The 25,133-nt window shown below is 68.0% G+C and carries 27 protein-coding genes; 13 read left to right on the forward strand and 14 right to left on the reverse strand.

The window, feature by feature from the left end; genetic code table 11:
- Positions 1 to 52: 52 nt before the first annotated feature.
- On the forward strand, positions 53 to 349 hold the full coding sequence (locus tag ACIHA7_RS19790) for a DUF1330 domain-containing protein (protein WP_397291389.1): 297 nt from the start codon (positions 53 to 55) through the stop codon (positions 347 to 349).
- A gap of 7 nt (positions 350 to 356) precedes the next feature.
- Here ACIHA7_RS19790 and ACIHA7_RS19795 read toward each other — a convergent pair whose 3' ends face one another.
- Entirely contained in the window at positions 357 to 1,037 is a 681-nt protein-coding gene (locus ACIHA7_RS19795) for an SIMPL domain-containing protein (protein WP_397291391.1), read from the reverse strand.
- Positions 1,038 to 1,159: 122 nt separating this feature from the next.
- Positions 1,160 to 3,025, reverse strand: coding sequence for a glutaminase A (gene glsA, locus ACIHA7_RS19800; RefSeq protein ID WP_397291393.1), 1,866 nt, complete (start codon positions 3,023 to 3,025; stop codon positions 1,160 to 1,162).
- Between the two features lie 167 nt (positions 3,026 to 3,192).
- Between glsA and dxs the strand changes: the two genes are divergently transcribed.
- Positions 3,193 to 5,121 (forward strand): 1-deoxy-D-xylulose-5-phosphate synthase, encoded by a 1,929-nt coding sequence (gene dxs / locus ACIHA7_RS19805; protein WP_397291395.1) that lies wholly within the window; start codon positions 3,193 to 3,195, stop codon positions 5,119 to 5,121.
- A gap of 36 nt (positions 5,122 to 5,157) precedes the next feature.
- On the opposite strand, the gene ACIHA7_RS19810 is transcribed toward dxs, so the two are convergent.
- Positions 5,158 to 5,736: a CGNR zinc finger domain-containing protein gene (locus ACIHA7_RS19810; protein ID WP_397291397.1), complete on the reverse strand. Its 579-nt coding sequence runs from the start codon at positions 5,734 to 5,736 to the stop codon at positions 5,158 to 5,160.
- A gap of 89 nt (positions 5,737 to 5,825) precedes the next feature.
- Here ACIHA7_RS19810 and ACIHA7_RS19815 point away from each other — a divergent pair, with 89 nt between their 5' ends.
- Entirely contained in the window at positions 5,826 to 6,233 is a 408-nt protein-coding gene (locus ACIHA7_RS19815; protein WP_397291399.1) for an SRPBCC family protein, read from the forward strand.
- On the opposite strand, the gene ACIHA7_RS19820 is transcribed toward ACIHA7_RS19815, so the two are convergent.
- Entirely contained in the window at positions 6,205 to 7,497 is a 1,293-nt protein-coding gene (locus tag ACIHA7_RS19820; RefSeq protein WP_397291401.1) for an HRDC domain-containing protein, read from the reverse strand. The two genes, ACIHA7_RS19815 and ACIHA7_RS19820, sit on opposite strands and share 29 nt — an antisense overlap.
- A gap of 114 nt (positions 7,498 to 7,611) precedes the next feature.
- Positions 7,612 to 8,250 carry a DUF3000 domain-containing protein gene (locus tag ACIHA7_RS19825; protein ID WP_135232185.1) on the reverse strand — a complete coding sequence of 213 codons (639 nt, stop codon included), beginning with the start codon at positions 8,248 to 8,250 and terminating at the stop codon, positions 7,612 to 7,614.
- Positions 8,251 to 8,472: 222 nt separating this feature from the next.
- Here ACIHA7_RS19825 and hemE point away from each other — a divergent pair, with 222 nt between their 5' ends.
- The 6 genes from hemE to ACIHA7_RS19855 all read left to right on the forward strand — a co-directional run bounded on the left by hemE (position 8,473) and on the right by ACIHA7_RS19855 (position 13,629).
- Positions 8,473 to 9,528, forward strand: coding sequence for a uroporphyrinogen decarboxylase (hemE, locus tag ACIHA7_RS19830; protein WP_397291404.1), 1,056 nt, complete (start codon positions 8,473 to 8,475; stop codon positions 9,526 to 9,528).
- Positions 9,528 to 9,836, forward strand: coding sequence for a uridine kinase (locus tag ACIHA7_RS19835; RefSeq protein ID WP_397291406.1), 309 nt, complete (start codon positions 9,528 to 9,530; stop codon positions 9,834 to 9,836). The genes hemE and ACIHA7_RS19835 overlap by 1 nt, the downstream gene beginning before the upstream one ends.
- Before the next feature lie 520 nt (positions 9,837 to 10,356).
- On the forward strand, positions 10,357 to 11,703 hold the full coding sequence (locus ACIHA7_RS19840) for a protoporphyrinogen oxidase (RefSeq protein ID WP_397291408.1): 1,347 nt from the start codon (positions 10,357 to 10,359) through the stop codon (positions 11,701 to 11,703).
- Positions 11,704 to 12,245: 542 nt separating this feature from the next.
- The gene (gene hemQ, locus ACIHA7_RS19845) at positions 12,246 to 12,941 is read left to right on the forward strand and encodes a hydrogen peroxide-dependent heme synthase (protein WP_397291410.1); all 696 of its coding nucleotides are present in this window, start codon (positions 12,246 to 12,248) and stop codon (positions 12,939 to 12,941) included.
- A gap of 41 nt (positions 12,942 to 12,982) precedes the next feature.
- Positions 12,983 to 13,216, forward strand: coding sequence for a CopG family transcriptional regulator (locus tag ACIHA7_RS19850; protein WP_397291412.1), 234 nt, complete (start codon positions 12,983 to 12,985; stop codon positions 13,214 to 13,216).
- Positions 13,204 to 13,629 carry a type II toxin-antitoxin system VapC family toxin gene (locus ACIHA7_RS19855; RefSeq protein ID WP_397291414.1) on the forward strand — a complete coding sequence of 142 codons (426 nt, stop codon included), beginning with the start codon at positions 13,204 to 13,206 and terminating at the stop codon, positions 13,627 to 13,629. The genes ACIHA7_RS19850 and ACIHA7_RS19855 overlap by 13 nt, the downstream gene beginning before the upstream one ends.
- A 95-nt stretch (positions 13,630 to 13,724) precedes the next feature.
- Here ACIHA7_RS19855 and msrB read toward each other — a convergent pair whose 3' ends face one another.
- The 4 genes from msrB to ACIHA7_RS19875 form a co-directional block, all read right to left on the reverse strand.
- On the reverse strand, positions 13,725 to 14,168 hold the full coding sequence (gene msrB / locus ACIHA7_RS19860) for a peptide-methionine (R)-S-oxide reductase MsrB (protein ID WP_107658092.1): 444 nt from the start codon (positions 14,166 to 14,168) through the stop codon (positions 13,725 to 13,727).
- On the reverse strand, positions 14,168 to 15,481 hold the full coding sequence (locus ACIHA7_RS19865) for a glycosyltransferase family 87 protein (RefSeq protein ID WP_397291416.1): 1,314 nt from the start codon (positions 15,479 to 15,481) through the stop codon (positions 14,168 to 14,170). The genes msrB and ACIHA7_RS19865 overlap by 1 nt, the downstream gene beginning before the upstream one ends.
- Before the next feature lie 83 nt (positions 15,482 to 15,564).
- Positions 15,565 to 17,121 (reverse strand): alpha/beta hydrolase, encoded by a 1,557-nt coding sequence (locus ACIHA7_RS19870; RefSeq protein ID WP_397291418.1) that lies wholly within the window; start codon positions 17,119 to 17,121, stop codon positions 15,565 to 15,567.
- Positions 17,122 to 17,153: 32 nt separating this feature from the next.
- Positions 17,154 to 17,915, reverse strand: a complete 762-nt coding sequence (locus tag ACIHA7_RS19875; protein ID WP_397293103.1) for a pyrimidine reductase family protein — start codon at positions 17,913 to 17,915, stop codon at positions 17,154 to 17,156.
- A 35-nt stretch (positions 17,916 to 17,950) separates the two neighbouring features.
- On the opposite strand from ACIHA7_RS19875, the gene zapE reads away from it, so the two are divergent.
- Positions 17,951 to 18,997, forward strand: a complete 1,047-nt coding sequence (gene zapE / locus ACIHA7_RS19880) for a cell division protein ZapE (RefSeq protein ID WP_397291420.1) — start codon at positions 17,951 to 17,953, stop codon at positions 18,995 to 18,997.
- A gap of 77 nt (positions 18,998 to 19,074) precedes the next feature.
- Positions 19,075 to 19,863 (forward strand): tyrosine-protein phosphatase, encoded by a 789-nt coding sequence (locus tag ACIHA7_RS19885; RefSeq protein WP_397291422.1) that lies wholly within the window; start codon positions 19,075 to 19,077, stop codon positions 19,861 to 19,863.
- A gap of 1 nt (position 19,864) precedes the next feature.
- On the opposite strand, the gene ACIHA7_RS19890 is transcribed toward ACIHA7_RS19885, so the two are convergent.
- The 3 genes from ACIHA7_RS19890 to ACIHA7_RS19900 form a co-directional block, all read right to left on the reverse strand.
- Positions 19,865 to 20,344 (reverse strand): GbsR/MarR family transcriptional regulator, encoded by a 480-nt coding sequence (locus ACIHA7_RS19890; protein WP_397291424.1) that lies wholly within the window; start codon positions 20,342 to 20,344, stop codon positions 19,865 to 19,867.
- Positions 20,345 to 20,419: 75 nt separating this feature from the next.
- On the reverse strand, positions 20,420 to 21,199 hold the full coding sequence (locus ACIHA7_RS19895; RefSeq protein WP_397291426.1) for an ABC transporter permease subunit: 780 nt from the start codon (positions 21,197 to 21,199) through the stop codon (positions 20,420 to 20,422).
- A 28-nt stretch (positions 21,200 to 21,227) separates the two neighbouring features.
- The gene (locus ACIHA7_RS19900) at positions 21,228 to 22,112 is read right to left on the reverse strand and encodes an ABC transporter ATP-binding protein (RefSeq protein WP_397291428.1); all 885 of its coding nucleotides are present in this window, start codon (positions 22,110 to 22,112) and stop codon (positions 21,228 to 21,230) included.
- 98 nt (positions 22,113 to 22,210) lie between these two features.
- Here ACIHA7_RS19900 and ACIHA7_RS19905 point away from each other — a divergent pair, with 98 nt between their 5' ends.
- The gene (locus ACIHA7_RS19905; protein WP_397291430.1) at positions 22,211 to 22,966 is read left to right on the forward strand and encodes an alpha/beta fold hydrolase; all 756 of its coding nucleotides are present in this window, start codon (positions 22,211 to 22,213) and stop codon (positions 22,964 to 22,966) included.
- On the opposite strand, the gene ACIHA7_RS19910 is transcribed toward ACIHA7_RS19905, so the two are convergent.
- Together ACIHA7_RS19910 and ACIHA7_RS19915 are read right to left on the reverse strand one after the other, a co-directional pair.
- Positions 22,963 to 23,502 carry a GNAT family N-acetyltransferase gene (locus ACIHA7_RS19910; RefSeq protein ID WP_397291432.1) on the reverse strand — a complete coding sequence of 180 codons (540 nt, stop codon included), beginning with the start codon at positions 23,500 to 23,502 and terminating at the stop codon, positions 22,963 to 22,965. The genes ACIHA7_RS19905 and ACIHA7_RS19910 overlap by 4 nt on opposite strands.
- Positions 23,499 to 24,713 carry an MFS transporter gene (locus tag ACIHA7_RS19915; protein WP_397291434.1) on the reverse strand — a complete coding sequence of 405 codons (1,215 nt, stop codon included), beginning with the start codon at positions 24,711 to 24,713 and terminating at the stop codon, positions 23,499 to 23,501. The genes ACIHA7_RS19910 and ACIHA7_RS19915 overlap by 4 nt, the downstream gene beginning before the upstream one ends.
- Before the next feature lie 241 nt (positions 24,714 to 24,954).
- Here ACIHA7_RS19915 and ACIHA7_RS19920 point away from each other — a divergent pair, with 241 nt between their 5' ends.
- Complete coding sequence (locus tag ACIHA7_RS19920; protein ID WP_397291436.1) at positions 24,955 to 25,119, forward strand: hypothetical protein; 165 nt, start codon at positions 24,955 to 24,957, stop codon at positions 25,117 to 25,119.
- Positions 25,120 to 25,133 lie beyond the last annotated feature (14 nt).

Raw genomic sequence — 25,133 nt, forward strand, 5'->3', positions numbered from 1 at the left:
CCCGCCCGGTTCCATCGATGCCGAAAGTTCCTCGAGCCTTACAGTCACAGCCATGACCGTGTATGTGATCGCGCAACTGAAGTTCACCGATCGGGCCGCCTACGACCGGTACCAGGCGCGTTTCCTCGACATCTTCACCCGCTACTCCGGCACGCTGCTCGCCGCCGACGAGTCACCGCAGCTCATCGAGGGCAGCACCGACCGGGAAAAGGTGGTGCTGATGTCGTTCCCCGACGAGTCCGCGTTCCATGCCTGGGCGCAATCGCCGGAGTACCTGGAGATTTCGAAGGACAGGCACGCCGGCGCCGACACCGTGAGCCTGCTGGTCAGGGGTCTCGGTCACCGCTGAACGACGGTCAATCCAGCTGCCAGGTAACGCGAATCCCCGCCGAGATCTCACTCTCACCCAACTCGACCGGCACCGGCGCGGCACCGTAGGCGTCCATCGACACCGCCATGGCCTTGATCCGCGGCATGGAAGGCGGTGCGGAGGAAGTGTTTTCCGTGATCTCGAGCACCGCGCCGAGCGTGCGCCCTGCCCGCCGCGCGAACTGCTCCGCCTTGGCGACGGCGTTCTCCCACGCCGCGTCGCGCGCCTCGACGAGCAGCGATTCCTGGTCGGCGAACGTGAGATTCAACCCGCCGAGCCGCACATCGTCGCCGCCCGCGTCGACGGCGTTGGCGATGATCGTCGCGGGCCCCGGGTCGGCGTCCTCACCGAGATTGCGCAGCGAGATGGTCAGCGAGGTGCTCGCGAGATATCCGGTGATCCGATTGCCTTGGCCCTCGGTCCACACGGTTTCGGTGTGCACGGACAACCCGCTGGTCGCGATGTCCTTGCTCGCGACACCGTCGGAGCGCAGCGAATGGGTGACGGCGGCGACCCGATCACCCGCCTTGCTGTACGCGAGCGCGACCTTGCTCGCCCGGCATTCGACAGAAATCGTGACCCGCATCAAATCGGGGGTGGCGCGGGCGGTGCCGCTGCCGAAAATCGTGACGGTGCCCGGACCGGCGGACTCGGACTTCGTGTTCACGGCATGCTCCTCTGTCGACGGGTCGGTCTCGCTTCAGCTGGTCAACAGCCTTCCTCTGGTCAACGGCGCAGAGCCGGCAATCGTCCCCGCCGCGGATAGTTGTCGCGTCTCGCACAACCGGCTCAATAATCACCCCCGCGCACCGCGATCGCCCGCACCGCCGCATCCATCTGCGCGTACGCCCCCGCCGCCAACCGCTCCAGCAGCGCGAGCTTCAACTGCGGCGCCTGCGAGGTGAGCTGATCGAACCGCGCGGGACCGAGCACCGCGACCCGCACGCCCGTCTCCGCCCGCGCCTCGTTCACGAACGGCGTCCCGACCAGCATCGGAATCTCCCCGAACGACATCCCCGCCGACAAACTCACCAGCCGATGCGTGCGCGCATCACTGCCCTCGAAGGTGATGCGCACGCGCCCTTCCAGGATCAGATACAACCCCGACCGTTCACTCCCACGTTGCGCGATCACCTCGCCGCGCGCATAGGTGTGCACCTCGAACTCCTTGGCCAACCGGGCCCGATCGTCGGGTTCGAGCGCGGCGAGCGCCGAATGGTCCTCGATGGTGATCGACGTGCACACCGGTTCGTCGGCGGGCCGATGCTGCTCGAGCACGATGTCCTCACACCATTCGGTCGCGGTGTCGCGGTCGATGAACACCCGCCCGCGCGGATCGTCCGGGTCCAGACTCGACACCAGGTGCCCGAGCTTGGCATCGGGGTCGACCAGCGCCACCCGCACGCCGACGGCCGCGAGCTCGGCCTCCAAACTGTCGAGCATCCGCACCGCGATCGAGCTCACCTCACCGACCCGGCGCAGATCGACCACCAGCGCCGCGAGCTCAGCGGCCTGCTCCTCGATGGTCCGCACCGCACTCTCCGCGCCAGCGAACAACAGGTCACCGTGCAGCTCGTAGACCCGCGCCCGATGCCCGTGCTCGGCAAGCACGGCGATCTCGTCGGTCGTCCTGCGCAGCCGCGACGGCACCTCGGCCACCGAGTAGCCTGCCCGGATCGCGGTCCGCGCCGCCCGCGTCACGTGCAGAAAGTGCAGTTCCAGCCGCTTCGACAGCTCCCGGCAGGCCGCGACGCCGCGCACGCTGTTGCCGTGCGCGTCCAGTCGAGGGGAGTAGACGGCGATGCCGATCTGCCCGGGCAGCACCGCGACGATGCCGCCGCCGACCCCGCTCTTGGCGGGCATCCCGACGGTGGTCACCCAGTCGCCCGCCGCGTTGTACATGCCGCAGGTGGTCATCACGCTGAGCACCCGTTCGGTCAGCGCCGCCGACAGCGCGCGTTCACCGGTCACCGGATTGCGCCCGTTGTTGGCCAGCGTCGCCGCCATCAACGCCAGATCACGGCAGGTCACGTCGATGGAGCACTGCCGGAAGTACCGGTCGACCGCCTCGTCCGGGTCGGAGTCGATGATGCCGAACGAGCGCAACATGTAGCCGATGGCGCGGTTGCGGAACCCGGTGCGCGCTTCGGACGCGTACACCGCCTCGTTCATGCTCAGCTCGCGTCCGGCGAAGCGCGAAAAACAGTGCTGGATGCGTGCGAAACGCTCGACCGGGTCGGCTCCGGTGATCAGTGCCGCGGCGGTGATCGCGCCCGCATTGATCATCGGGTTGCGCGGCCGCTCGGTCACCGGATCCAAGCTGATCTCGTTGAACGCCTCCCCGGACGGCTCCACATCGATGCGCTCGTCCACGAACGCGGTGCCGCGATCGGCGAGCGCCAGCGCGTAGGTGAACGGCTTGGAGATGGACTGGATGGTGAACGAGGTATCCAGGTCGCCGGTGCCGTAGACCCGCCCGTCGGCGGTGGCCAGACACAGTGCGAACGAATCCGGCTGCGCGGCAGCCAGTTCAGGAATATAGTCGGCCAGCGCGCCGGAATCGTCGGGTCGGCACAGCTGGTAGACGTCGTTGACGATCCTGGACACGACGCCCGGTTCGATTGTCCGCTCGATCGCCTCTCCGGCCTCGGCCACACGATCACTCTAGGCCGAGTACCGTATGCCGAGGCTCACATTTCGGTTCGATGTCGGCTGGTGGTGGTCGTGGCAAGGTGGGGCAGTTCGGTTCTCGTACGAGGGCACTCCCCGCCGCTCCGTAGACTGATCGGATCAGATGCGCTATCCGGAGGGAGCGAGTTCAGGTGGGAGTGCTTTCCCGGGTCGACACGCCCGAAGATTTGCGTCCGCTCACCGCGCCGCAACTGCGTGAGCTGGCGGAGGAGATCCGCGAGTTCCTCGTGCAGAAGGTGGCCGCGACCGGTGGGCACCTCGGCCCGAACCTCGGCGTGGTCGAACTGACCATCGCCCTGCACCGGATCTTCGACTCGCCTGCCGATCCGTTGATCTTCGACACCGGCCACCAGGCCTACGTGCACAAGATCCTGACCGGCCGTAAGAACGAGTTCGACTCGCTACGCAAGCGGGGCGGCCTGTCCGGCTACCCGAGCCGCGCCGAGAGCGAGCACGACTGGGTGGAGTCGTCACACGCCTCCGCGTCGCTGTCCTACGCGGACGGCCTGGCCAAAGCGTTCGCGCTCAGCGGGCAGGACCGGCACGTGGTCGCCGTGGTCGGCGACGGCGCGCTCACCGGCGGCATGTGCTGGGAGGCGCTCAACAACATTGCGGGCGCGCCCGACCGCCCGGTGGTCATCGTCGTCAACGACAACGGCCGCTCCTACGCGCCGACCATCGGCGGCCTGGCCGACCGGCTCACCGCGCTGCGCACCCAGCCCGCCTACGAGCACGCGCTCGACACCGGGAAGCGGATCCTGAAGAGCATCCCGCGGGTCGGCGAGTCCGCGTACTCGATGATGCACGCGGTGAAGGCCGGGATAAAAGACGCGGTGAGCCCGCAGGAGCTGTTCAGCGACCTCGGGATGAAGTACGTCGGCCCGGTCGACGGGCACGACATCGTCGCGCTGGAGGCGGCGCTGCGCCGGGCCAAGGACTTCGGCGGCCCCGTGGTGGTGCACGCGGTGACGCAGAAGGGCCGTGGCTACGCGCCCGCCGAGAACCACATCGCCGACCAGATGCACGCCTGCGATCCGATCGACCCGCTCACCGGCGTCCCCGTGGGCGGACCGAAGGCGCTCGGCTGGACGGCGGTGTTCTCCGAGGAACTCATCGCACAGGCCGAACGACGCGACGACATCGTCGCCATCACCGCGGCCATGCCGGGTCCGACCGGCCTCGCGGGGTTCGGGGAGCGGTTCCCGGAGCGGATGTTCGACGTCGGCATCGCCGAACAGCACGCGATGGCCTCGGCGGCCGGGCTCGCCCTCGGCGGCATGCATCCCGTGGTCGCGATCTACTCGACCTTCCTCAACCGTGCCTTCGACCAGTTGCTGATGGACGTCGCGCTGTTGAAGCAGCCGGTGACCGTCGTGCTCGATCGATCCGGCATCACCGGACCCGACGGCGCCAGCCACAACGGCATGTGGGACCTGTCGGTCCTCGGCATCATTCCGGGGATCCGGGTGGCCGCCCCGCGTGACGCGGCGACGTTGCGCGAGGAACTGGCCGAGGCGCTCGCCGTCAACGACGGACCCACCGCGATCAGGTTCCCGAAAGGCAGTGTCGCCGACGACATCTCGGCGGTCGAACGACTCGACGGCGTCGATGTGCTTCGGCTGGCCGCCGGTGAGCGCAGCGGTGACGAACCCGCGCTCGACGGTGGCGGATCGGTACAGGCGGTGCGCGGTGACGTGCTGCTGGTAGCCGTCGGCTCCTTCGCCGGTCCGGCGCTGGAGGCCGCGGATCTGCTGGAGGCCGAAGGGATCTCGGTCACCGTACTCGACCCCCGGTGGGTGCTTCCGGTCTCCGACACGCTGGTCAAGCTCGCCGAGAACTATCGGCTCGTGGTCACCGTGGAGGACGGCGGACTGCACGGTGGCATCGGGTCGACCGTGTCGGCGCGCCTACGCAACTCCGGTCTCGACATCCCGACCCGCGATCTGGGTGTGCCACAGCAATTCTTGGATCACGCGTCGCGGGGTGAGGTACATGCGGAGCTCGGGCTGACCGCGCCCGATATCGCCCGACGGATCGGTGGGTGGCTCGCCGCACGGTGAGTGCCTAGCGGCGGTGCGGCGCGCACCGTCCAGCGCTCAACCCCCGGCCCGGCGCCGCTGTGAGGCGCGAACTTTGACTCGGTTGCCGCACACGTTCATTGAGCACCAGGTGCGTCCGTGGTTGCGGGAGTGGTCATAGAACGCCCAGCGGCAGCTTGGTTCTCGGCAGGCTTTGAGGCGCGGCCAGGTGCCTGCGGCTACTGCGGTGGCGACGTCGGCGAGCAGGGTGGCCAGTGCGTGATCGACCGGTTCGTGGGGTTGGGCGACCAGGCGTGGTGGCACGCTGGTTACGTCGAGGCGTAGGGGCAGCGCTGCGGTCAGCGTTGCGAGTCGGGTTCGGGCCGTGGGGTCGAGGCCGTCGGGGCGCGGGCTGGTGACGGGTTCGGCGTTGTTTTCGGCGAGTAGTGCGCGCAGACCTTCCCGTAGCCAGGCGGCGCGCTCGCGGTCGTCGGCGTCGGCCTGCGCGGAAAGGGGGAGTAGACCGTGTGTCTGCAGCCAGGTCGTCAACTGTTCGGGCGTGCCGAGCTCGTCACCGTCCGCGCGACGGGTGTTGACGAATTCCACGATGCGGTGCATCGGCGCGAGCCCAGCCGCAGCTTCGTTTTCCCTTGGCACACCGCCATCTTAACTACCTATTGACGGTAGCTAGTTAGCTAACTAGCGTTCCAATAACACCAGTTAGCCAGCACGTGCAAGGAGTCGCTATGGCATCGGTCAAGAGAGAGCTCATCATCGAGGCCCCCGCCGAGCAGATCTGGGCGGTCATTCGCGATTTCGTCGCCGGACCGGTCCGCATGGCACCCGGTTTCGCCACCGAGAGCAAGCTCGACGGTCAGGACATCCGCGTGGTCGAGTTCGCCGACGGGTCCACGCTGCGCGAACGGCTCATCACCCTCGACGAGGACGAGCGACGTTTCGTGTACTCGATCATCGGCGGCAGCGTGACACCGGCGCACGACAACGCGTCCATGCAGGTCTTCCCGCACGGCGAAGCACACACCCGTTTCGTGTGGCGGCACGACGTGCTACCAGCGGAACTCGCGGAAGCCTTCAGCGCGGGGATGGACGAGGGTCTGCGTGTCTTCAAACAGACGCGGGAGGCGGCGGTGTGACCTGCTCGGCGGGTTTCGGCGTCAGCGCCTCGGTCAACCGCGGCACGGCCAGTTCGCGCTGCCATGGCCTGGCACCGCCGGACTTGAGAAAGCCGTCGATGGCGGCGGCGAGGTCGTCGGGGGAGTCCGGTACGTGGTCGTAGTCGGGGAGTCCGTCCCAGCACAGGCGGCGGACCAGGTCGGGGGAGAGCAGGTTCTCCACCGGGATCGCATGCTCGGTGGACAGCTCACCCATCGCGGTCCGCGCGCTGGTCAACCGGGCGGCGGCGGCCGGGTCGCGGCGTTCCCAGCGGTTGACCGGGGGTGGGCCGTCGAACGGCTGGGTCAGCGGCGGTAGGTCGCTGTCCGGCATGGTCCGGCCGCGGTCGATGGCGGCCAGCCACTCGCGGGAGTAGCGCCGCTGCCGCGGGCCGCCGAACACCGGCAGTGCGCGCAGTTGCGCGATGGTCTTCGGGTCGGCGGTGACGGCCGCGATGATCGCGGCGTCGGGCAGGATTCGGGCGGGGGCCACGTCCCGCCCGCGCGCGAGTGCGTCCCGGGTGGTCCATAGCTCGCGCACCACGGCCAGCTGTCTGGCCCGACGCAGGTTGTGGATGCCCGAGGTGCGCCGCCACCGGTCCGCCTTCGGCGGTGCCGGTTCGGTGGTCCTGACGTGCTCGAATTCCTGTGCTGCCCAATCGGTTTTGCCTTGCGCATCCAGCTCGGCGGCGACCGCGTCGCGCAACTCCAGCAGCAGTTCGACGTCCAAGGCCGCGTAGTTCAGCCATTCGGCGGGCAGCGGCCTGGTGGACCAGTCGGCCGCGCCGTGCCCCTTGCGCAGGGCGTGCCCAAGCAGGTTCTCCACCATCGCGGCCAGGCCGACGCGTTCGAATCCGGCCAACCGACCGCCCAATTCGGTATCGAACAGACGCTGCGGGCGCAGGCCCAGTTCGGCGAGGCCGGGCAGATCCTGGTCCGCCGAGTGCAATACCCACTCGAGGTCGTTGATCGCGTCGGCCAGCGGCGTGAGCGAGTCGGCGACCGGAATCGGATCGATGAGGAAGGTGCCCGCGCCGTCGCGGCGCAGCTGAATCAGGTACGCGCGCGCCGAATATCGGAAACCCGAAGCACGTTCGGCATCGACGGCGAGCGGGCCGGTGCCCGCGGCGAGACGCGCGGCAGCGGCGGCGATTTCAGCGGCGGTGTCCAGTACCGGAGGCACGCCGTCCACGGGCGCGAGCAGGGGTGGCGCGCCGGTGGGTTCGGATTCTTCGGGTACGGACATGTTGATGAACTTTACGTGCAGTGCCGCGGCGGTCGTCGTCCTATCGGGCTTCCGTGTGTCGGGAGGTGCTCTCGTCGGTGTCAACGTCGCGGCGGTCGCCGGTCTTCCCGTCGACTACCGCTGGTCCTTCGAGAGGTCCGACCGCATCTGCAACTCGGTGATGCCTGCCGGGGGGAGTCCGGCCGCGTAGGCGAGTACCTCGCAGAAACCTTCCACGTGCGGGCGCATATCGTCGGTGATCGCGGTCCAGGAGGCACGCAGCTCCAGCTGATGGGCCCGCGGCGGGCCCGCGATATCGCCGTAGCGCACCGAGCTCGTCGAGGTCACGGTGCCGCCCAGCGCGGTGAACGGCTCCGATCGCGACTCCAGCGCGTCCACCAGCCAGCTCCACGCCACCTCGGGCAGCAACGGGTCGGCGGCCAGCGCGGCGTCGATGTCGGCCTGGATGTAGGCGACCAGCCGCAGCGTGCCGTGCCAGGCGTCGTCACCGTCCGGATCGTGCAGCAGGATCAGTCTGCCGAACGCGTCGCCTTCCGAATCGACCGGCACCACAGTGGATTCCGGATGTTTTACCTCGGCACCGAGTGCGTACGAGTAGGGCGCCAGACGTTGCGGCGGGCGGATCGGCGCCAGCTCGATCCGGGGATGCACGGTTGCGGTGCCCATCGCCTCGACCGCGGCGCGAAATTGAGCTGGCTCGCCATGTGGTCCCTCGGTCGCTGCGGCGCCGTCGCGGAAGTCGAGCGGTGTCACGAAGGGGACGGTAGACCTAGTGCACCCGGCACAGTCGGAGGCGCGCCGCTGGATCGGTGCCGCGTCCGTAGGCCATTTCGTGTTTCAGCGCGCCGCGATCATCGGCGTGTCGCGTTGAACGGGGTGGTGCGAGGCGTGTGGACGCGGTTCGTCGCGGGGGTCCGCGCAGCCGGGTGCAGGGGCGGGCCTGGCCAGGATGGCGGCCCTTTACGATGGGCAACGATGAGTACTCATACCCGCCGCCGCCTGACCGATGCTCCGTTCCTGGCCGCCGCCACCGGGGCGACGCCGAGTCGGCGCCCGGTGTGGTTCATGCGGCAAGCAGGCCGGTCGTTGCCCGAGTATCGCGAGCTGCGCAAGGGTGTCGGCATGCTCGAGTCGTGCTTCGATCCGGAGCTGGTGTGCGAGATCACCATGCAGCCGATCCGCAGGCACGGCGTTGACGCGGCGATCCTGTTCTCCGACATCGTTGTTCCGCTGAAGGCCGCGGGGATCGACCTCGACATCGTGCCCGGCGTCGGGCCGGTCATCGCGTCGCCGGTGCGCACCGCCGACGATGTGCGCGCGCTGCCGCGGTTGCGGCCGGAGGAGGTCGGCGCGGTCGCCGACGGGGTGCGACTGCTGGTCGACGCGCTCGGCGCGACGCCGCTGATCGGGTTCGCGGGTGCACCGTTCACGCTGGCGTCGTACCTGGTCGAGGGCGGACCGAGCAAGAACCACGAACGCACCAAGTCGATGATGTATGCCGACCCGCAGACCTGGCATGCGCTGCTCGGCGCGCTCACCGACATCACCATCGCTTTCTTGCGGGCTCAGCTGGCCGCCGGGGTGGACGCGGTGCAGCTGTTCGACTCCTGGGCAGGCGCGCTGTCGCTCACCGACTACCGGCGTTTCGTGCTGCCGCACTCCGAACGAGTCTTCGCCGAGGTCGCCGATGCGGGTGTGCCGCGCATCCACTTCGGTGTCGGCACCGGCGAGCTGCTCGGCGCGATGGGCGAGGCGGGCGCCGACGTGGTCGGCGTCGACTGGCGGGTGCCGCTCACCGACGCGGTGCGCCGGGTCGGACCCGGAAAAGCGTTGCAGGGCAACCTCGACCCCGCCGTGCTCTTCGCCGGTTCGGCCGCGGTCGAAACCGAAGCGCGACGCATCGCCGCCGAGGCCGACGAGGCGATCACCTTGGGCGCCACGGGGCATATCTTCAACCTCGGCCACGGCGTGCTGCCCGATACCGATCCCGGTGTGCTGACCGCGCTCGTCGAATTGGTGCACGAACTGTAGTGCTCGCGCAGATCGTGGCGCGGGTGCAGGCGAGCGAGCCGCGCCTCGGTTCGACCAAGCTGGTAGCGATCGACGGCCCTGGTGGAGCTGGAAAGTCAACGCTGGCTGCCCAACTCGCGCGCGCATGCGACGCAACCGTGGTCCCGACCGACAGCTTCGCCTCGTGGGACAACGCACTGGACTGGTGGCCGCGGTTGGAGCGCCAAGTGCTCGAACCGCTAGGTCGCGACGAGGTCGGCCGCTATCAGCGCTACGACTGGGAGCAGCGCGAGTTGGCCGAGTGGCACGAGGTCGCGCCGGGCGGGTGATGGTGCTGGAGGGCGTGTCCGCCGCCCGCGCTGTCGTTCGTGCGCGTTTGTCGCTGGCGATCTGGGTCGACACCCCGCAGTCGCTGCGATTGGCGCGCGGTCTCGAACGCGACGGGTCTGCCGCGCTGCCACTGTGGGAGCAGTGGATGCCCACGAAGACGCACACTTCGCCGTCGACAACACCCGTGCGCACGCGGACATCGTCATCAGCGGCACGTAACCCACCTGCGTGCTCCAAGCCGTTCGCGCTCCTCGGCCGCCCCGTGGCGTTGGTGCGCCGCGGCCAGTTGATGTTGCCGACTACGACTATCCGGAACGTCGCACAGATTCTCGGGATCTGCACCGGCTAGCTACCCCCAGGGCCGGTGCGGATCCCGAGAATCGGTGCGACTGCTGCTCTGTGCGCGAGCCGCACTGTTTGTTGGGTCCGCGCTGGAGTGGGCGAATTCCGGTGTGACTGTCGTCGCTGCGGCGGTGGACCGGTCGCGGGCGACGGGCAGGGGAGGGATACCGTCAGGCTATGAGGATCGCTGTGGTCGGCGGTGGGATCAGCGGGTTGACCGCTGCATATCGTTTGCGGATGCTACTCGGGCCCGCGGCGGACATTCTGGTACTGGATCGGGCCGAGCGGGTGGGCGGGATTCTCTATACCGGTGAACTAGCCGGGGGGCCTTTGGATCTCGGGGCGGAGGCGTTCGTCGGGCGACGGCCCGAGGTGCCGGAGTTGCTGCGCGAGGTCGGGCTGGAGACGCAGCTGGTGACGCCCGCGGGATTGCGGCCACTGGTGTGGTCGGGCGGGGTGACGCATGCGCTGCCCGAGCGGACGTTGATGGGGATACCGGCGTCGGCCGAATCGATGCGGGGGCTGGTCGACGCGGCGACGATCGAGCAGATCGCCGGGGAACCGCGGCGGCCGCTGGCCTGGGAGCCCGGCGCGGACGTCGACGTGTACCGCTTGATCGCCGACCGATTCGGTGCCCAGGTGGTGGAGCGCAGCGTGGATCCGCTGCTCGGCGGGGTGTACGCGGGAAGTTCTCGTTCGATCGGGGTGCGCGCCGCGCTGCCGACCTTGGCCGCCGCGCTCGACGACGGCGCGCCGAGCCTCACCCACGCGGTGTCCGTCGCGCTGCCCCCGCCGTCGGACGCGCCGGTGTTCGGTGGGCTCCGCGACGGTTACCAGGTACTGCTCGAGGCGCTGGCCGCGCGATCCGGTGCGAAGTTCGTCACCGCGACACCGGCCACCCGGCTCGCCCGCGGGTTGCGCGGCTGGGTGGTCGACCCGATCGGCGCGGTCGACGGCGTCGTGCTCGCCACGCCCGCACCGATCACCGCGCGACTGCTCGGCGCGATCGCACCGGACGCCGCCGCCGCGCTCGCAGGCATCGAGCTGTCCTCGTCTGTGGTTGTCGCACTTGCCCTCCCACACGAAACCGCCCTCCCACAGAACTCGGGCATCCTGGTCGCGACCGGAGAACCGTTGCGCGCCAAAGCGTTCACACTGTCCAGCCGCAAATGGACCCACCTCGCTCAACGCGAAACCGCCTTGGTCCGCGCCTCATTCGGCAAATTCGGCGACGACTCGACCCTGTCCTGGTCCGACACCGACCTGATTACCGCCGCCGCCGAGGATTTGGCCACCGTCACCGGCATCCCCATCAACCCGCTGTCCGCCGTCGTCCAACGCTGGCGCGTCGGCCTGCCCCAATACGCCCCAGGCCACATCGACCGCATCGCCACCATCGAACAGTCCGTCGCCTCCCTCGACGGCCTCGCCCTCGCCGGCGCCTACCTACACGGAGTAGGCGTCCCCGCCTGTGTCGCCACAGGAAACGCCGCCGCCCACCGCATCGCCACTGCCGCAACCTGATTTGTCCTCGCGGTCGCCCGGCCGGCACGAGCGTCGCCGCCTACGTCGCCATCGGCACGGTGTCGGCGGCGCTGCCAGAAGTCCTCGGGCAACGCTGCTTACCGCATCGCTACTGCCGCAGCCTGATTTGTCCTCGCGGCTGTCTCGCGCAGAGCGTGGTGTCCTCGCCTACATCGCTCATGCCTCCTCCATTGCTGTCTGCGTCGATTCAGGTAGTAGTCCGCTTGCGTCGCTCGGGTGATCCGTCGCGCGGCACGTCGTCACGCGCGCAAGCTATTTCGTGAGGCATGTCCGATGCATTCCGTCGGTAGCGTTGCCTGCGTCTGCTCCGGCATCGCCGCACGCTATCGCGAGCGAAGCGCGCCGGGCGATCAGCGGTGCGGCCACTACCGGCGGGAGCTGCCAGCGGGCGGGCTGCGCGGTAGTCATATCAGCAGCGGCTGCGGGGGTAGTGGTGCAGCGGTTGACGAACCGTCACGCAGCGGCCGAACGTGACCAGGACCGCAGGGCAGGGGCAATCCTGCGGGTGGCACGATGGGGGCATGGCGCGACTCGATTATCAGGAACTCAACTCGACTATTCGCTACCTGATGTTCTCGGTGTTCCAGGTGCAGCCGGGTGTGCTCGGCGACGACCGGGCTGCCGCGATCAAGGAGGCGCGGGCGTTCTTCGAGGGTCTCGCCGATCGGGATGTGGTGGTGCGCGGCGTCTATGACGTGGCGGGGATGCGCGCCGACGCCGACTTCATGATCTGGACGCACGCCGAGCGCGTCGAGGACCTGCAGGCCGCCTACGCCGACTTCCGCCGCACCACCGAGCTGGGTCGGGCCAGCGCCCCGGTGTGGAGCAATGTGGCGCTGCACCGTCCCGCGGAGTTCAACAAGAGTCACGTGCCCGCGTTCCTGGCCGGCGAGGACCCCGGCAACTACATCTGCGTGTACCCGTTCGTCCGCTCCTACGAGTGGTACCTGCTGCCCGACGACGAGCGGCGCAAGATGCTCGCCGACCACGGCAAGGCCGCTCGCGGCTACCCCGACGTGCGCGCCAACACCGTCAGCTCGTTCGCCCTCGGCGACTACGAGTGGATCCTCGCCTTCGAGGCCCCCGAACTGCACCGCATCGTCGACCTGATGCGCGACCTGCGCGCCACCGAGGCCCGCCTGCACGTCCGCGAGGAAGTCCCCTTCTTCACCGGTCCCCGCGTAGAACTCGACAAACTGATCAACGCCCTGCCCTGAGATCTGGCCGGCGAGCCAATGCTTGGGTATGCTGGCATACCATGAAGCGAACAACTGTGAAACTCCCCGAGGAGTTGGATGACAGGCTCCGGCACGAGGCCGAGCGCCGGGGAGTCACAGTCTCCGAATTGACTCGTGAGGCCATCGCCGCATTCCTCACCGGCTCCTCGAGCGGCGGCCGTCGTGTATTCGGCGCGGCAGCTGCGGCACGCAGCGGTCGGTCCGACATCTCCAGCAAGATCGATGCCATTTTGAGCAAGGAGTGGGCCCGATAACCGCGCTGGTAGTGGATGCGGGGCCGCTGTATGCCTATGTCGATGCCGATGACGCGCATCATGCTGAGTGCCTGGACCTGCTTCAGACATATCGTGGCCCACTGGTAGTTCCGACTTTGGTCATCACCGAAGCCGTGTACCTGATCGGTACACGCTTGGGTACCGAAGCCGAAGTGCGGTTTCTGGGCGACTTCGCAGCAGGGCTGTTCACGGTGGAGCCGGTGCATCCCGCCGACTGGTTGCGCATCGCTGAGCTGGTCGCGAAGTATCGGGATCTACCGCTCGGCACAGCTGACGCGTCAGTGATAGCCGTCGCAGAGCGGCGCGGCTTGCAAACCATTGCGACAACTGACCGGCGGCACTTCTCGGTCGTCCGGCCTACTCACGTTCCGCACTTCACGTTGCTGCCCTGACGGAATTCCGAGCTAACGACCGGCAAGCCCCGGGTTTTCGGGGCGTGCGGGTCGGGGCGGGGAAACGTACCCTTCGGTCCAGTGCTGGTTGCGGATTACTCCGCTGCGCTGTCCGAGGGGTGCAGTCGCAGCGAGATGGAGTTGATGCAGTAGCGCTTGTCGGTGGGCGTGTTGTACCCCTCGCCCTCGAACACGTGGCCGAGGTGGCTGTGGCAATTCGCGCACAGCACTTCGACCCGGTGCATGCCGAGGGTGTCGTCCGATTTCAGGATCACCGCTTCGGATTTCGCGGGGTCGAAGAACGACGGCCACCCGCAGTGCGAGTCGAACTTCTCTGTGCTGCGGAACAATTCGGCACCGCAGGCGCGGCACTCGTAGACACCGTCGGTCTTGGTGTCGGTGTATTCACCGACGAAGGGGCGTTCGGTGGCGGCCTCGCGCAGCACCGCGTATTCCTCGGGGTTCAGCTTGGCGCGCCATTCCTGCGGCGTCAGCTGGATCCGCGGCGCGGGCAGGGACGTATCGGCTTCGGAACTCATCACTCCACGCTAATAGGTTTCGCAACGGTCGTCGCGGAGCCATTGGCTGAGCTGGGCGAATCGGTCGTGGTGGCGTGCGCGCCGCTCGGCAACGGCTTGAACCAGGTGGGGTCGATACCGAATTCCAGACGCCCTTCCCGCTTCGCCGCCAGGTACCGCTCACCGAGCACGCAGAAGATCACGATCAGTAGCAAACCCCACCCGAAGGTGATGCGCAGATATTCGAGGTCGCGCCCGAAAAATTGCCAGCCGGGCCGGTCCAGGAGCCACTTGTCGTAACTCATGAACCCGAACACCGCCAACCACGCGGGCCAGTTGCGCAGCACGGAATTGCGCAGCACCACCGTCATCAGGAACGGGAACAGCATCATCGAGTAGTACATCTGCCCCAGCGACAGCAGCAGGAACGACGCGGTGAGCAGCACGCCGGACGCGGTGCACACGAAGAACAGCTCGTCGTCGCGGTAGTAGCGGTAGAGCAACCACAGCGAGATGGCGACCAGGATGCCCATGCCGACCCGGATGCCCCAGACCAGCCACGGCGGCAGCCCGTAGTACTCGCCGTTGCCGGGGATGGAACTGTTGAAGTAGTCGCGGGTCTCGAACAGGTACGGCGCGGTGTGGCTGAGGAACTTCTCCGGGTCCTTCGACATCGGCCACGCGATCGCGGTGAGCACGATCGGCACGCCCAGCGCGGTGATGAACACCTTCCACTGCCCGCGGACCAGTGCGATCAGTAGCAGCGGCGCCAGCGTCGGTTTCACCGCGAGGCTCAACCCGAGTGCGAGCCCCGCCCACAGGTCTCGTCGTTTGAGCAGCAGATGCAGGAACAGCAGCTCGGCCAGCAGAATGCACCCGTTGACGTTGGTGAACACCAGCGTGTTGGTGACCGTCTCCGACATGAACATCGCCAGCAGCAACACCGGCGCGACAACGGAATGCACGGTGAACCGGAACAGCCGAAGCAGCAGATACCAGGCGAGGATGATCGCGGCGGCGTTCAGGAGGATGAACAGCCAGCGGGCCTTCTCGTAGTCGTGCACCCACGCCACCGGCGCGATGAGCAGCGTGCCGCTCGGGTAGTAGAGGTAGTGCGGATCGACCGAGTCGAAGTTCGCCGTGTACACCGGCCGCCCGTTGAGGAAGTCGAGCGAGGCCTGGTAGACCGGCCGGAAGTCGTCGGTGATGAAACCATTGACAGCCTTGATGAAAACCCGGTTCAGCACAGTCATGACCGCGATGGGCCAGAGTGCGAACTTGATCACCTCGGCGGTGGTGCGAGCAGTGCGGGGCTCGAGCTGTCGAAGTAACACTGGGGCACGGTACACCGGATCAGGTTGCGACGGTTGTCCGGACCTGTGCGACGCGCCGCTAGAAGGGCTGTTCGCGGCGCCGATCAGGCCGGGCAGGCGGTGCCGTCGGCGGGCAGCTTCGCGTCCTTCAGGTACTCGGCCATGGTGCGCTGCGCGCAGCTCGAATGGTTGGACACCGGGTGGCCCCAGCCCTGCCAGGTGACTCCCGCGTGCCGCGCCCCGGCCGCGCCGAGCGCTCCGGCGACCGACGCCTGCCCGGCATTGCCGACCACCGGGTCGGCGATACCGCCGAGCACCAGCACCGGAATGCCGATTTTCTCCGGCATTCCGGGCGCGGTCGACACCGGCCAGGCCGCGCATTCCATCAACCCGACCGCCATGTTCTTGCCGAACACCGGGTACTTCGCACCCCAGGTGCTCATCAGTTCCTTGGCCTTGGTCGGCGTCGGCGGTTGCTGAGTGTCGGTGCAGCGGTTGACGAACTGACCATCGCCACCGATGGCCGCCGACTCCCGCTGGATCAGGGTGCCCAGCGCAGCGCGGTCACCGCGCCCGGCCGCGGACAACGCGTCGGCGAGTTCACGGACCCGGTTGGCCTGATCGGCGCGCGGGCCGCCGAGGAAGCCGGAGACCGCGGTGAGTAGCGCGTTGGCCGAGATGTCGCCCAGCCCACCGGAACCGGCGCGGTTCACCAGATCGGTGATCGCGGCGCGCGGGTCAGCGCCGAGCGAGCAGCTGACCCCGGTGCACCGCTGCGCGAAGGCGGTCAACGCGGCCTCCGCGCCTTCGAGCTGCTGTTCGGCCCTGGTGACGGCGTCCGCGCCGACGGCCTCGGGGGAGTCGAGCACGAGCCTGCCCAGATGATCGCCGTACTTGCGGGCGTAGCTGAGCGCGACCTTCGCGCCGTTGCCGGTGCCGAGCAGCGCGATGTGCTCGACCTGCCATTGCCTGCGCAGTTGTTCGATGTCGTCGGCGGCGTGCGGTGCGTCGAAGGTGCCCTCGTAGGGCTGCAGGAAGTCGCGGCAGGCGATGGTGCCGTCCTGGCTCAGTGCGACCACCGCCTCGACGGGATCATTTGCGCCAGGACCGAATTGGGCGTTGTCGGCGAGTCCTTTGCGCACCTCGGGCGGCAGGCAGTCCAGCGGCTGTGAGCTGCCGATGCCGCGCCGGTCCACCGCGACGATCGGGCGTGCGGCCAGCACGGCACTGGTGGGGCCGACGGCGAGCCCGGCGAGGGTGGCCGTGGAGGAGCGGTCCGCGCCCGAGGTGAGGACCAGCGGGGCGGCGTCCACCGGAGTCTGGGGCAACCGGGCGCGCATCGCGGCGGCGCGGAAGTTGCCGAGCACGCTGCCGCCCGCGTCGATCGGGGTGGTGTATTCCGCGCAGTCCAGCACCAGGCCCGCCGGAGCGGGGCCGAGGCCGAGCAGGTCCAGCGTCGGCGTGGTGCAGTCCTTCCACGGCAGGTCGGTCTTGGGCACTTCGGCGCTCGGCGGCGGGGCCGGGGCGGCCGAGGTGGTGGCGGTGCCGCCGACCCGATCGCGCTCGACGGCGACACCGGGACGGTCGGAGGGTCCCGCCCCGCATCCGGCGATCATGATCGAGAGTGTCGCGGCCAGCACGACGGCCCGAGTCCAGCGCATGCGCTACAGCCTGCCAGGTTCGGGCAGTTGTTTCATGCACGGGCCCATCGGGTCAGCATCGTGCCGTCGTCGTCGAGCAGAATGTGCGTGCGGGACATGGGACGGTCGAACTCGTGCGCGGACAGCGAAATTCGCCGCGCGGTGCCGCCGACCAGCAGGGGGGCGGTGGTCAGGCACAGCTCGTCGACGGCGTCGGCGGCCAGCAGTTCCCCGAACAAATGCGGCCCGCCCTCACACAGCACGCGGTGTAGTCCGCGCTCGGCGAGCACCCGCAGCAACGCCTTGGGCGTCACCGCGAGGTCGCCCGCCTCGACGACGTCCGCGCCCGCGTCGGCCAGTTGCCGCTTGCGGTCGGCGGGAGCGGTGGTCGTGGTGATGATCAACGGCGGGACCGTCGTGTCGGTGAGTAGTCGGGCGCCCACATCGATCGCCGCACTCGCGGTGACCACCGCGATCGGCGGCGCCGTACCGTCCGGGTGACCGCCGATGCCGCGCTCGTGCAGCGCCCGCCGACGCCGCGGATCGGTCCTGGCTCCGCCGTAGTTCTCGGCGCGGACCGTGCCCGCGCCGACCAGGACCACGTCGGCCAGTTCGCGCAGCATCAGGAAGACGGTTTTGTCGGCAGGCGTGCCGAGGCCCGCGGATTGTCCGTCGCTGGTCGCCGCGCCGTCGATGCTGGACACGAAATTCGCGCGGACATGGGGCTCGCGGAGCTCGGGCGGGTACGCGTACAACTGCTCCAGGTCGTCCGGTCGCAGGTCTGTGAGCTGGATCGCATTGTGGCTACGCTGCATGAACATAGATCTCACCACGTCATTACGCTTCAGCTGTGCCAATCGCTGACTCGCTGCGCTCCTCAGGGCAAGAACGCCTCGTCGACCGCCACCCTGAGGTTCCGGCCGACCAGCTCGTCGCCCAGATGGTGCCCCCGCCGATGTTCGACGAAGTCAGCTTCGGGTCCTACATTCCCGACCCCAAGGAGCCGAGCCAGGCGGCGGCGGTGCGCAAGGCCGAGCAGTTCGCAGGCGAGGTCGCCAAGATCCACAAGGCCGCGAACAAGAAGAGCCTGTTCGGCAAGAAGAAGCAGGTGTCCGGCGCGGGGCTGTACCTCGACGGCGGCTTCGGTGTCGGCAAGACCCACCTGCTCGCCTCCATCTTCCACAGCGCGCCGGCGCCGAAGTCGTTCGGCACCTTCGGTGAACTGACCAATCTCGTTGGCGCCCTTGGCTTCGGCAATGCGGTGGAGCGGCTGTCGGCGAACAGTGTGCTGTGCATAGACGAGTTCGAGCTCGACGATCCGGGCGACACCATGCTGGTCTCGCGGCTGCTCACCGAGCTGTCCGCGAAGGGCGTCTCGATCGCGGCGACCTCCAATACGCTGCCTGGTCAGCTGGGCGAAGGTCGTTTCGCCGCACAGGATTTCCTGCGCGAGATCAAGAAGCTCGGCTCGATCTTCGAGCCGGTGCGCGTCGACGGTCCGGACTACCGGCACCGTGATCTGCCGCCAGCGCCGGAGCCGACGTCGTCGGCGGTGCTGACCGAACGGGCCGCTGCCACACCGGGTTCCACGCTCGACGACTTCGACGCGCTGCTGAAGCACCTGAGCACGCTGCACCCGTCGAAGTTCGGCGCGCTGATCTCCGGGGTGTCGTCGGTGTTCATCGCGAACGTTCATCCGGTGACCGATCAGGCGGTGGCGTTGCGCGTGGTGGTGCTGGCCGACCGGCTCTACGACGCGAGCATTCCGGTCACCGTGTCCGGGGCCAAGCTCGATCAGATCTTCTCGCAGGAGATGCTCGACGGCGGCTACCGCAAGAAGTACCTGCGAGCCATTTCGCGGCTGCTCGCGCTGTCGCGGTTCGAGGTCGTGGCGTAGCACGGCCCGGTTTGACCAACGGATATTTCAGTTGGTTTGCTGGGGCGTCGGGGGAACCGAGGATTAGGAGCACTCGCATGACCCGCTCGCTGCGTACCCCGATCGCGCTGGCCGCCGGTCTCGCCGTCGCCTTCGGCCCGGTGACCGGTGCGGCGCTCGCCGAGCCGCCCGCCACATCTACGGTCGCGTTCGACCGATCGCTGAACCTGCAGGGTGTGCAGAACGCTCGCGACATCGGCGGATACCGGACCGGCACCGGCCGGACGGTCCGCACCGGCCTGGTCTACCGCACCGGTCAGCTGAACAACGCGACCCCGGCCGACCTCGCCGAGCTGTCCGGCCGTCAGGTCCGCGTCGTAGACGATCTGCGCACGGTCTACGAGCGCACCATCGGACCGGACAAGGTGCCGGCCGACGCGACCGCCAACTGGGACGACGTCATCGGCCAGGCCCCGCCCGAGGTATTGGTCAGCACACTGACCGGCGGCGACAGCCTCTACCGCGCGTTCATCACCGCGCCAGGCGCCAACCAGGCCTTCGCCGCCGTGCTGCACGACATCATCGCCACCGACGGCGCAGTGCTGTTCCACTGCACTGCGGGCAAGGATCGAACCGGCTGGACCACCGCCGTCCTGCTCACCCTGCTCGGCGTCGACCGCGACACCGTCTACCAGGACTACCTGCTGTCCAACCAGTACCGCAACACCACCCCCGCCGACCCGATCAACGGCGTCCAACAGTCCTGGCTCGACGCCGCTTTCGACCAGGTGAACCAGTCCTACGGCAGCTTCGACAACTACCTGCGCGCGGGCTTGCAACTCTCCGACACCGACCTCGCCGCACTGAAAGCCAAGCTGCTCGCCTGATTCAGGAGCGGCGCTCGGCGTACCAGCGGTCGATCAGGGCGGGTAGTTCCTTGCCCATCCAGACGAAGAATTCGTGCATGTCGCGGACGCGGGCCGCCTTGTCACCGTCGGGGTCGTCGAAGAGGGCGAGGCCGCGGGAGGTCATGGTGGTCAGGTCGGTGTACATGCCGCTCTGCTGGCGGGTCAATTCGGGCAGGATGCCGGGGCGGATCGCGTAGTAGTCCTTGCGGTCGCCCGGCTTGGATATCTTGTCGACCCAGCGCATGGTGACCAGGGTCTTGAGCGCGCTGGAGATGGAGCCTTTGGAGGCTTGCAGTGCGTCGGCGATCTGGCCGAACGTCTGCTCCGGCGGATCGGAGACGAGCAGCCACCCGGCGGCGCGTCCGACCATCCGGACCAGACCCATGCGCTCCAGGACGAGAGCGAAATCCTCCACGAAAGCCAGCTGTTCCGGGGTGGTGGCGTTGTCCGTCTCACTCATCGGTCGAGTATCCCTTCGATGGTTCGGATAGGCGTAAACGGGGCGGGCCGTGTCGGCTCGCCCCGTTCGGGTCGGTCAAACCGCGAGGTCGCGGTGTTCGAAGGCGCGCAGCGCGAGCACCAGCGCCAGGGCGGCGAGTGCGAGCAGAACTGTCAGATGGACGCCGTTCCACCCGTTTACCAGCGGCGAACCACCGTTCGCGTAGTAGAACGGCGATACCCTGCGCAGCCATTCGGTGCCGTCGAACATGCCGCCGAGATTGTTGGCGAGGTAGCCCGCGACCGCGACCAGCGCGGCGAGTCCCAGTGTCAACGAACGTTTTCCGGTGACCGCGCCGATCAGCAGGGTGATCGTGCCGATCGCGATGGCCAGCAGTCCGAGCCCGGCGCTCGCGGCCAGAATGTGTCCGGCGGGAATGTTCAGCGTGCCCGCGGTGGCTCCGGCAAGAACGCTCAGCGTGAGCACGGCGGTGACCACCGTGGTCTGCATTACCAGTGCGGCGCATCGTTGCGCGAGCAGGTTTGTCCGGCTGATGGGCTGGGACAGCAGCAGGTCCAGCATCCCGTTCTCCTCCTGGGTCACCGACCTGGTCGCGAAGGTGACCGCGAAGATCACCAGCAACAGCAAGCCCATCAGCGAGAAAACCGTCGCATTGAGATAGCCGGTGGCACTGGCGAAGTCGCTCAGGCCCATGGCTTCATACATCCTGTTCTGTTTGATATCCAGTGAGCCCTGCTCCTGCAACGACCGGTAGGACGGCAGGTACATCATCGGGACGACGGCTACACCGATCGACCAGCCGACGAGGCCGCGGCGCTGTTCCCGCAGTGTCTGGGTGAAGACCGAACGAGTCATGTCGAGTTCTCCTGTGCGATAGGTAGGTTCAGCGCCCGTACAGGCTGAAGAAGATCTGTTCGAGGTCCGGCTCGGTGGACAGCACGCTGACCAGCCGGTACTTGGCCGCCGTCTTGAACAGCTCGTCCACCTCGCCTTCGGTGGTGCAGCGCACCGTCTTTCCCTCGACGCTCAGCTCGCGCACACCGGGCAGCGCGGCGAAGTCGTCGGCGAACACCTCCGCGCCGAACACCAGCTCGACCGAGCGCGGTGCGCGCCTGCGCAGTTCGTCCACGTTCTCGGTGCCGAGCAGCTGTCCGGCGCGCATGATGACGGCCCGATCGGCGGTCTGCTGCACCTCGCTGAGGACGTGCGAGGACATGAACACGGTCTGCCCGTTGTTCTTGGCCTCGGACACCAGATCCAGAAACCGTTGTTGCAGTAGCGGATCCAGGCCCGAGGTGGGTTCGTCCAGGATCAGCAGATCGGGCCGGTGCATGAAGGCGGCGACGAGGCCGACCTTCTGCTTGTTGCCCTTGGACATGGCGCCGACCTTCCTGGACAGGTCCAGGTCGAGCAGGTCGGCGAGCTCGATGATCCGGCCTGCCGGCACGGTGCCACGCTGATCGGCCAGGAAACCGAGCAGCTCACGCGCGGTGTTGCGGCCCTCGATCGTCAATTCGCCAGGCAGATAACCGATTCGCCTGCGTAGCTGCGCGCCGCCGGCCCGGGGATCGACGCCGAGCACCTCGACGCGACCCGCGGTCGGTCGGATCAGGTCGAGCAGGATGCGGATGGTGGTGGACTTGCCCGCGCCGTTGGGGCCGAGGAAGCCGAACACCTCGCCCGGCTGCACCTCCAGGTCGAGGTCGGTGATGGCAACGTGTTTGCCGTAGTGCTTGGTCAATCCCTCGGTGCGGATCGCGGCGGTCATGACTGCTCCTATGTGCTGAGTGTTCTGTAAAGAACGATGTGTTCAGTAAATACTGAACACATAGAACTGTCAACCGTCGATTGGGCTACGATCCGGTCATGACGAAGTTCAAGACGTGGGACGGCCTGGAGCTCAACTATCGAGTGTGGGAGGGCGAGGGCGTCCCCGTCGTGCTGCAACACGGGGTGGTCGCCGACACCAACGCGAACTGGATGAGCACCGGCGTGGTCGGCGCCCTGCAGGCGGCCGGACGCACCGTGGTCTCGCTCGACGCGCGCGGGCACGGGCGTTCGGCGAAACCGCACGACCCGGCGCAGTACTCGTGGGAGTTCATGGCGCGCGACGTGCGTGCGCTCTACGACGAGCTCGGCTTCGATCGGGTTGTGCAGGTGGGCTATTCGATGGGCGCGATCATCTCGCTACTGGTCGCGGCCGCCGACGAGCGGGTCGAGCGGCTGGCCATCGGCGGCGTCGGCTCCGGCGTGCTCGACTGCGGCGGCGTCGACCGCCGGGTCGTCGAGCTCACCGACCTGCAGACCGCGATGAGCGAGCACAACGAGGGTGCGCCGTCGACCGCCATGATGTTCCGGATTCTCGCGGACGCGGTGCACGCCGACCGGCAGGCCATCCAGGCGGTCGCGACGGGCCTGGACGCCAGGCCGATCGATGGCCTGGCCGATGTCACCGTGCCGACGCTGGTGCTGGCCGGCGACAACGATCCGTTCGCCGCGGAACCCGAACGCCTCGCCGACGCGCTGCCCGACGCAACGCTGCAGGTGGTGCCCGGCGACCATTTGATGGCCGTCATCGCGCCGGACTTCCACGCGGCGCTGGTCGACTTCGTGAAGAGCTAGAACACCAGCCGCATCACGAAGTCGTCGTGCTGCCGGCTGCCGACGGTGTTGGTCTTGGTGCCGACCGAGGTGAACCCGTGCTTGCCGTAGAACCGCTGCGCTTTCGCATTCTCCTGGTTGACACCGAGCCATATCCCGGCGAACCCACCCGCACGGGCACGCTCCAGGCAGTCGAGCATCAGCGCGGTCGACACCCCGCTGCCGTGGTGTCCCGGCACCACATACATCTTGTTGATCTCCACCACCGGCCGCAGACCCACCGCGGCAGCGACCTCCGGATCCGCCGGATCGCCCGCGATGAGCATCGCGTAGCCGACGATGTCGTCGCCCGCGACAGCCTTGAGCACGGTCTTCGCCGGATCGCTCAGGTACTCCCCGAACCGCTCGCCGGAGAGCACCTCGGTGATGAAGATGTCGATATCGTCGGAGGTGGCGTCGGGCGGGCAGGCGAGCGGAAAGGTTGCCGCCGCAACATCACTGAGTTCCTCGGCGTCCCACAGACCGGCCCGGTCGACGATGACTGGGATGTTGCTCATTGATCCAGTAGAGCACGATCACCCGAAGAGGTGGGATGTTTACCCCCGCTCGGCCGGTCGTGGAACACCTGGGCCAGGCCGATCAGCGCCGCTGCGAACAGCAGAGGGATCACGAACCCGATCCGGTGCCCGAAGCCCGCCGCCAGCACCCCGACCACCCCGCCACCCACCAAAGTGCCCGCGTAGTTGAACAAATTGAGCCGGGCGATGAGGGCGTCCAGGCCGCGACCGCTGGTCAACTGACCGGCCTCGCCGAAACACAGCGGCGCGATCACCGGCATGCCGATACCGGCGATCAGAAATCCCACGATCGCGACCATCGGGCTCGGCGCGGCGATCACAGTCGCCAGCCCCACCACACCGATGGCCGCCGCGGTCCGTACCACGCGCCGCGGCCCGAACCGCCGCACGAACAGGTCGCCGGTCAACCGCGCGATCAGCGACGTGCCCTGGTAAGCGGCCAGCGCCAGTGCCGCCGTCGCCGAACTGGCGAGCAGGTCGTCGGTCAGATACAGCGCCGACCAGTTGCCGACGGCCAGGTCGATGGCGAACACCAGCGCCATCGCGATGCCGAACGGCAGATACATTCGCAAGGCGACCGGCGGCGGGTCGACGACCTCTTCGGCCGGACCGGCCTCCGCCTCCTGCGGTCCCAGCAGGCGAGGCCCGAGCACCAGCCCGACGACGAGCACGATGCCCGCCGCCCCGAGCAGCGATTCGCGCAGCGTCACCGCCAGCGTTTCGCACGCCGATACATACAACGCGCCGGTGATCGACCCCGCACTCCACGCGGCATAGAACGACGACAGGATGAACTTCCCGTACCCGTGCTGAATGAACACCGCCTGCATATTGGTGCTCGCGTCGACGATGCCGACCGCAATCCCGTAGCAGCCGAGCGCGATCAGCAGCCCCGCCGTATTCGGTGCGAATGCGATACCGGTGCCGGTGAGCGCGACGAGCAACAACCCGATGCGCAGCGTGATCCGGCTCGACCAGCGCAACGCCAACCGTTCCGCGGCCACGCTGCCGCCTCCGGCGAGCAGCGAGACCAGCACCACCGACCCGACGATCAGCCCGTCTGTCAGGCCGAACCTGTCCTTCTGCTGCGGCAATTGGGTCAGCACCACGGCGAAGAAGAACCCCTGCATGCCGAATGCGAACGAGTTCGCGATCCGGGCGCCTCGCAGGACGGGCGCGATCGCACTCATCTGCGCAGGGTAGCGGGGTGAACCGGGTGCCGTGCGGTGAATGGAATCGACCGTGTGCCGCTGCGATCGGCCATCGCGATCGGCCGGATGAGCGCGGCAAACGACACCGCCTGCAGGCGAACTCGTCTTGGTGGCGCTCGCCGCCGCCGATCGTGACGAACGTCATTTCGCCGATCCTGCGGACTTCGACCACGGTATCCACTACTGCCTGGGTGTGGGCTCGGCCAGGCGGTAGGCCCGCATGGCGCTGACCCGGCTCGTCCGGCACGTCCCCGAGCTGCGCTTGGCCGTCGATGACGGGGACTTACGCTGGCGCGAGAGCATTCTGATCCGCGGATTGCTCGACCTGCCGGTGCACCCGGCCGGTGCCCCGGTGGATTCGACACGTGTCCCGGCACCGCGTTGAATCACCCGATTGGG

It is taken from the genome of Nocardia sp. NPDC052316 (genome assembly GCF_044547795.1).
Taxonomy (GTDB): domain Bacteria; phylum Actinomycetota; class Actinomycetes; order Mycobacteriales; family Mycobacteriaceae; genus Nocardia.

Excerpts from the sequence above, each read along its gene's own strand:
- hemQ (WP_397291410.1), top strand. The coding sequence starts at position 12,246 with ATGGCGCGACTCGATTATCAGGAACTCAACTCGACTATTCGCTACCTG.
- ACIHA7_RS19885 (WP_397291422.1), top strand. The coding sequence starts at position 19,075 with ATGACCCGCTCGCTGCGTACCCCGATCGCGCTGGCCGCCGGTCTCGCC.
- ACIHA7_RS19875 (WP_397293103.1), bottom strand. The coding sequence starts at position 17,915 with ATGCAGCGTAGCCACAATGCGATCCAGCTCACAGACCTGCGACCGGAC.
- ACIHA7_RS19920 (WP_397291436.1), top strand. The coding sequence starts at position 24,955 with ATGGCGCTGACCCGGCTCGTCCGGCACGTCCCCGAGCTGCGCTTGGCC.
- ACIHA7_RS19910 (WP_397291432.1), bottom strand. The coding sequence starts at position 23,502 with ATGAGCAACATCCCAGTCATCGTCGACCGGGCCGGTCTGTGGGACGCC.
- ACIHA7_RS19895 (WP_397291426.1), bottom strand. The coding sequence starts at position 21,199 with ATGACTCGTTCGGTCTTCACCCAGACACTGCGGGAACAGCGCCGCGGC.
- hemE (WP_397291404.1), top strand. The coding sequence starts at position 8,473 with ATGAGTACTCATACCCGCCGCCGCCTGACCGATGCTCCGTTCCTGGCC.
- ACIHA7_RS19850 (WP_397291412.1), top strand. The coding sequence starts at position 12,983 with ATGAAGCGAACAACTGTGAAACTCCCCGAGGAGTTGGATGACAGGCTC.
- ACIHA7_RS19870 (WP_397291418.1), bottom strand. The coding sequence starts at position 17,121 with ATGCGCTGGACTCGGGCCGTCGTGCTGGCCGCGACACTCTCGATCATG.
- ACIHA7_RS19790 (WP_397291389.1), top strand. The coding sequence starts at position 53 with ATGACCGTGTATGTGATCGCGCAACTGAAGTTCACCGATCGGGCCGCC.
- ACIHA7_RS19890 (WP_397291424.1), bottom strand. The coding sequence starts at position 20,344 with ATGAGTGAGACGGACAACGCCACCACCCCGGAACAGCTGGCTTTCGTG.
- ACIHA7_RS19840 (WP_397291408.1), top strand. The coding sequence starts at position 10,357 with ATGAGGATCGCTGTGGTCGGCGGTGGGATCAGCGGGTTGACCGCTGCA.
- ACIHA7_RS19915 (WP_397291434.1), bottom strand. The coding sequence starts at position 24,713 with ATGAGTGCGATCGCGCCCGTCCTGCGAGGCGCCCGGATCGCGAACTCG.
- ACIHA7_RS19905 (WP_397291430.1), top strand. The coding sequence starts at position 22,211 with ATGACGAAGTTCAAGACGTGGGACGGCCTGGAGCTCAACTATCGAGTG.
- ACIHA7_RS19820 (WP_397291401.1), bottom strand. The coding sequence starts at position 7,497 with ATGTCCGTACCCGAAGAATCCGAACCCACCGGCGCGCCACCCCTGCTC.
- ACIHA7_RS19815 (WP_397291399.1), top strand. The coding sequence starts at position 5,826 with ATGGCATCGGTCAAGAGAGAGCTCATCATCGAGGCCCCCGCCGAGCAG.
- ACIHA7_RS19900 (WP_397291428.1), bottom strand. The coding sequence starts at position 22,112 with ATGACCGCCGCGATCCGCACCGAGGGATTGACCAAGCACTACGGCAAA.
- msrB (WP_107658092.1), bottom strand. The coding sequence starts at position 14,168 with ATGAGTTCCGAAGCCGATACGTCCCTGCCCGCGCCGCGGATCCAGCTG.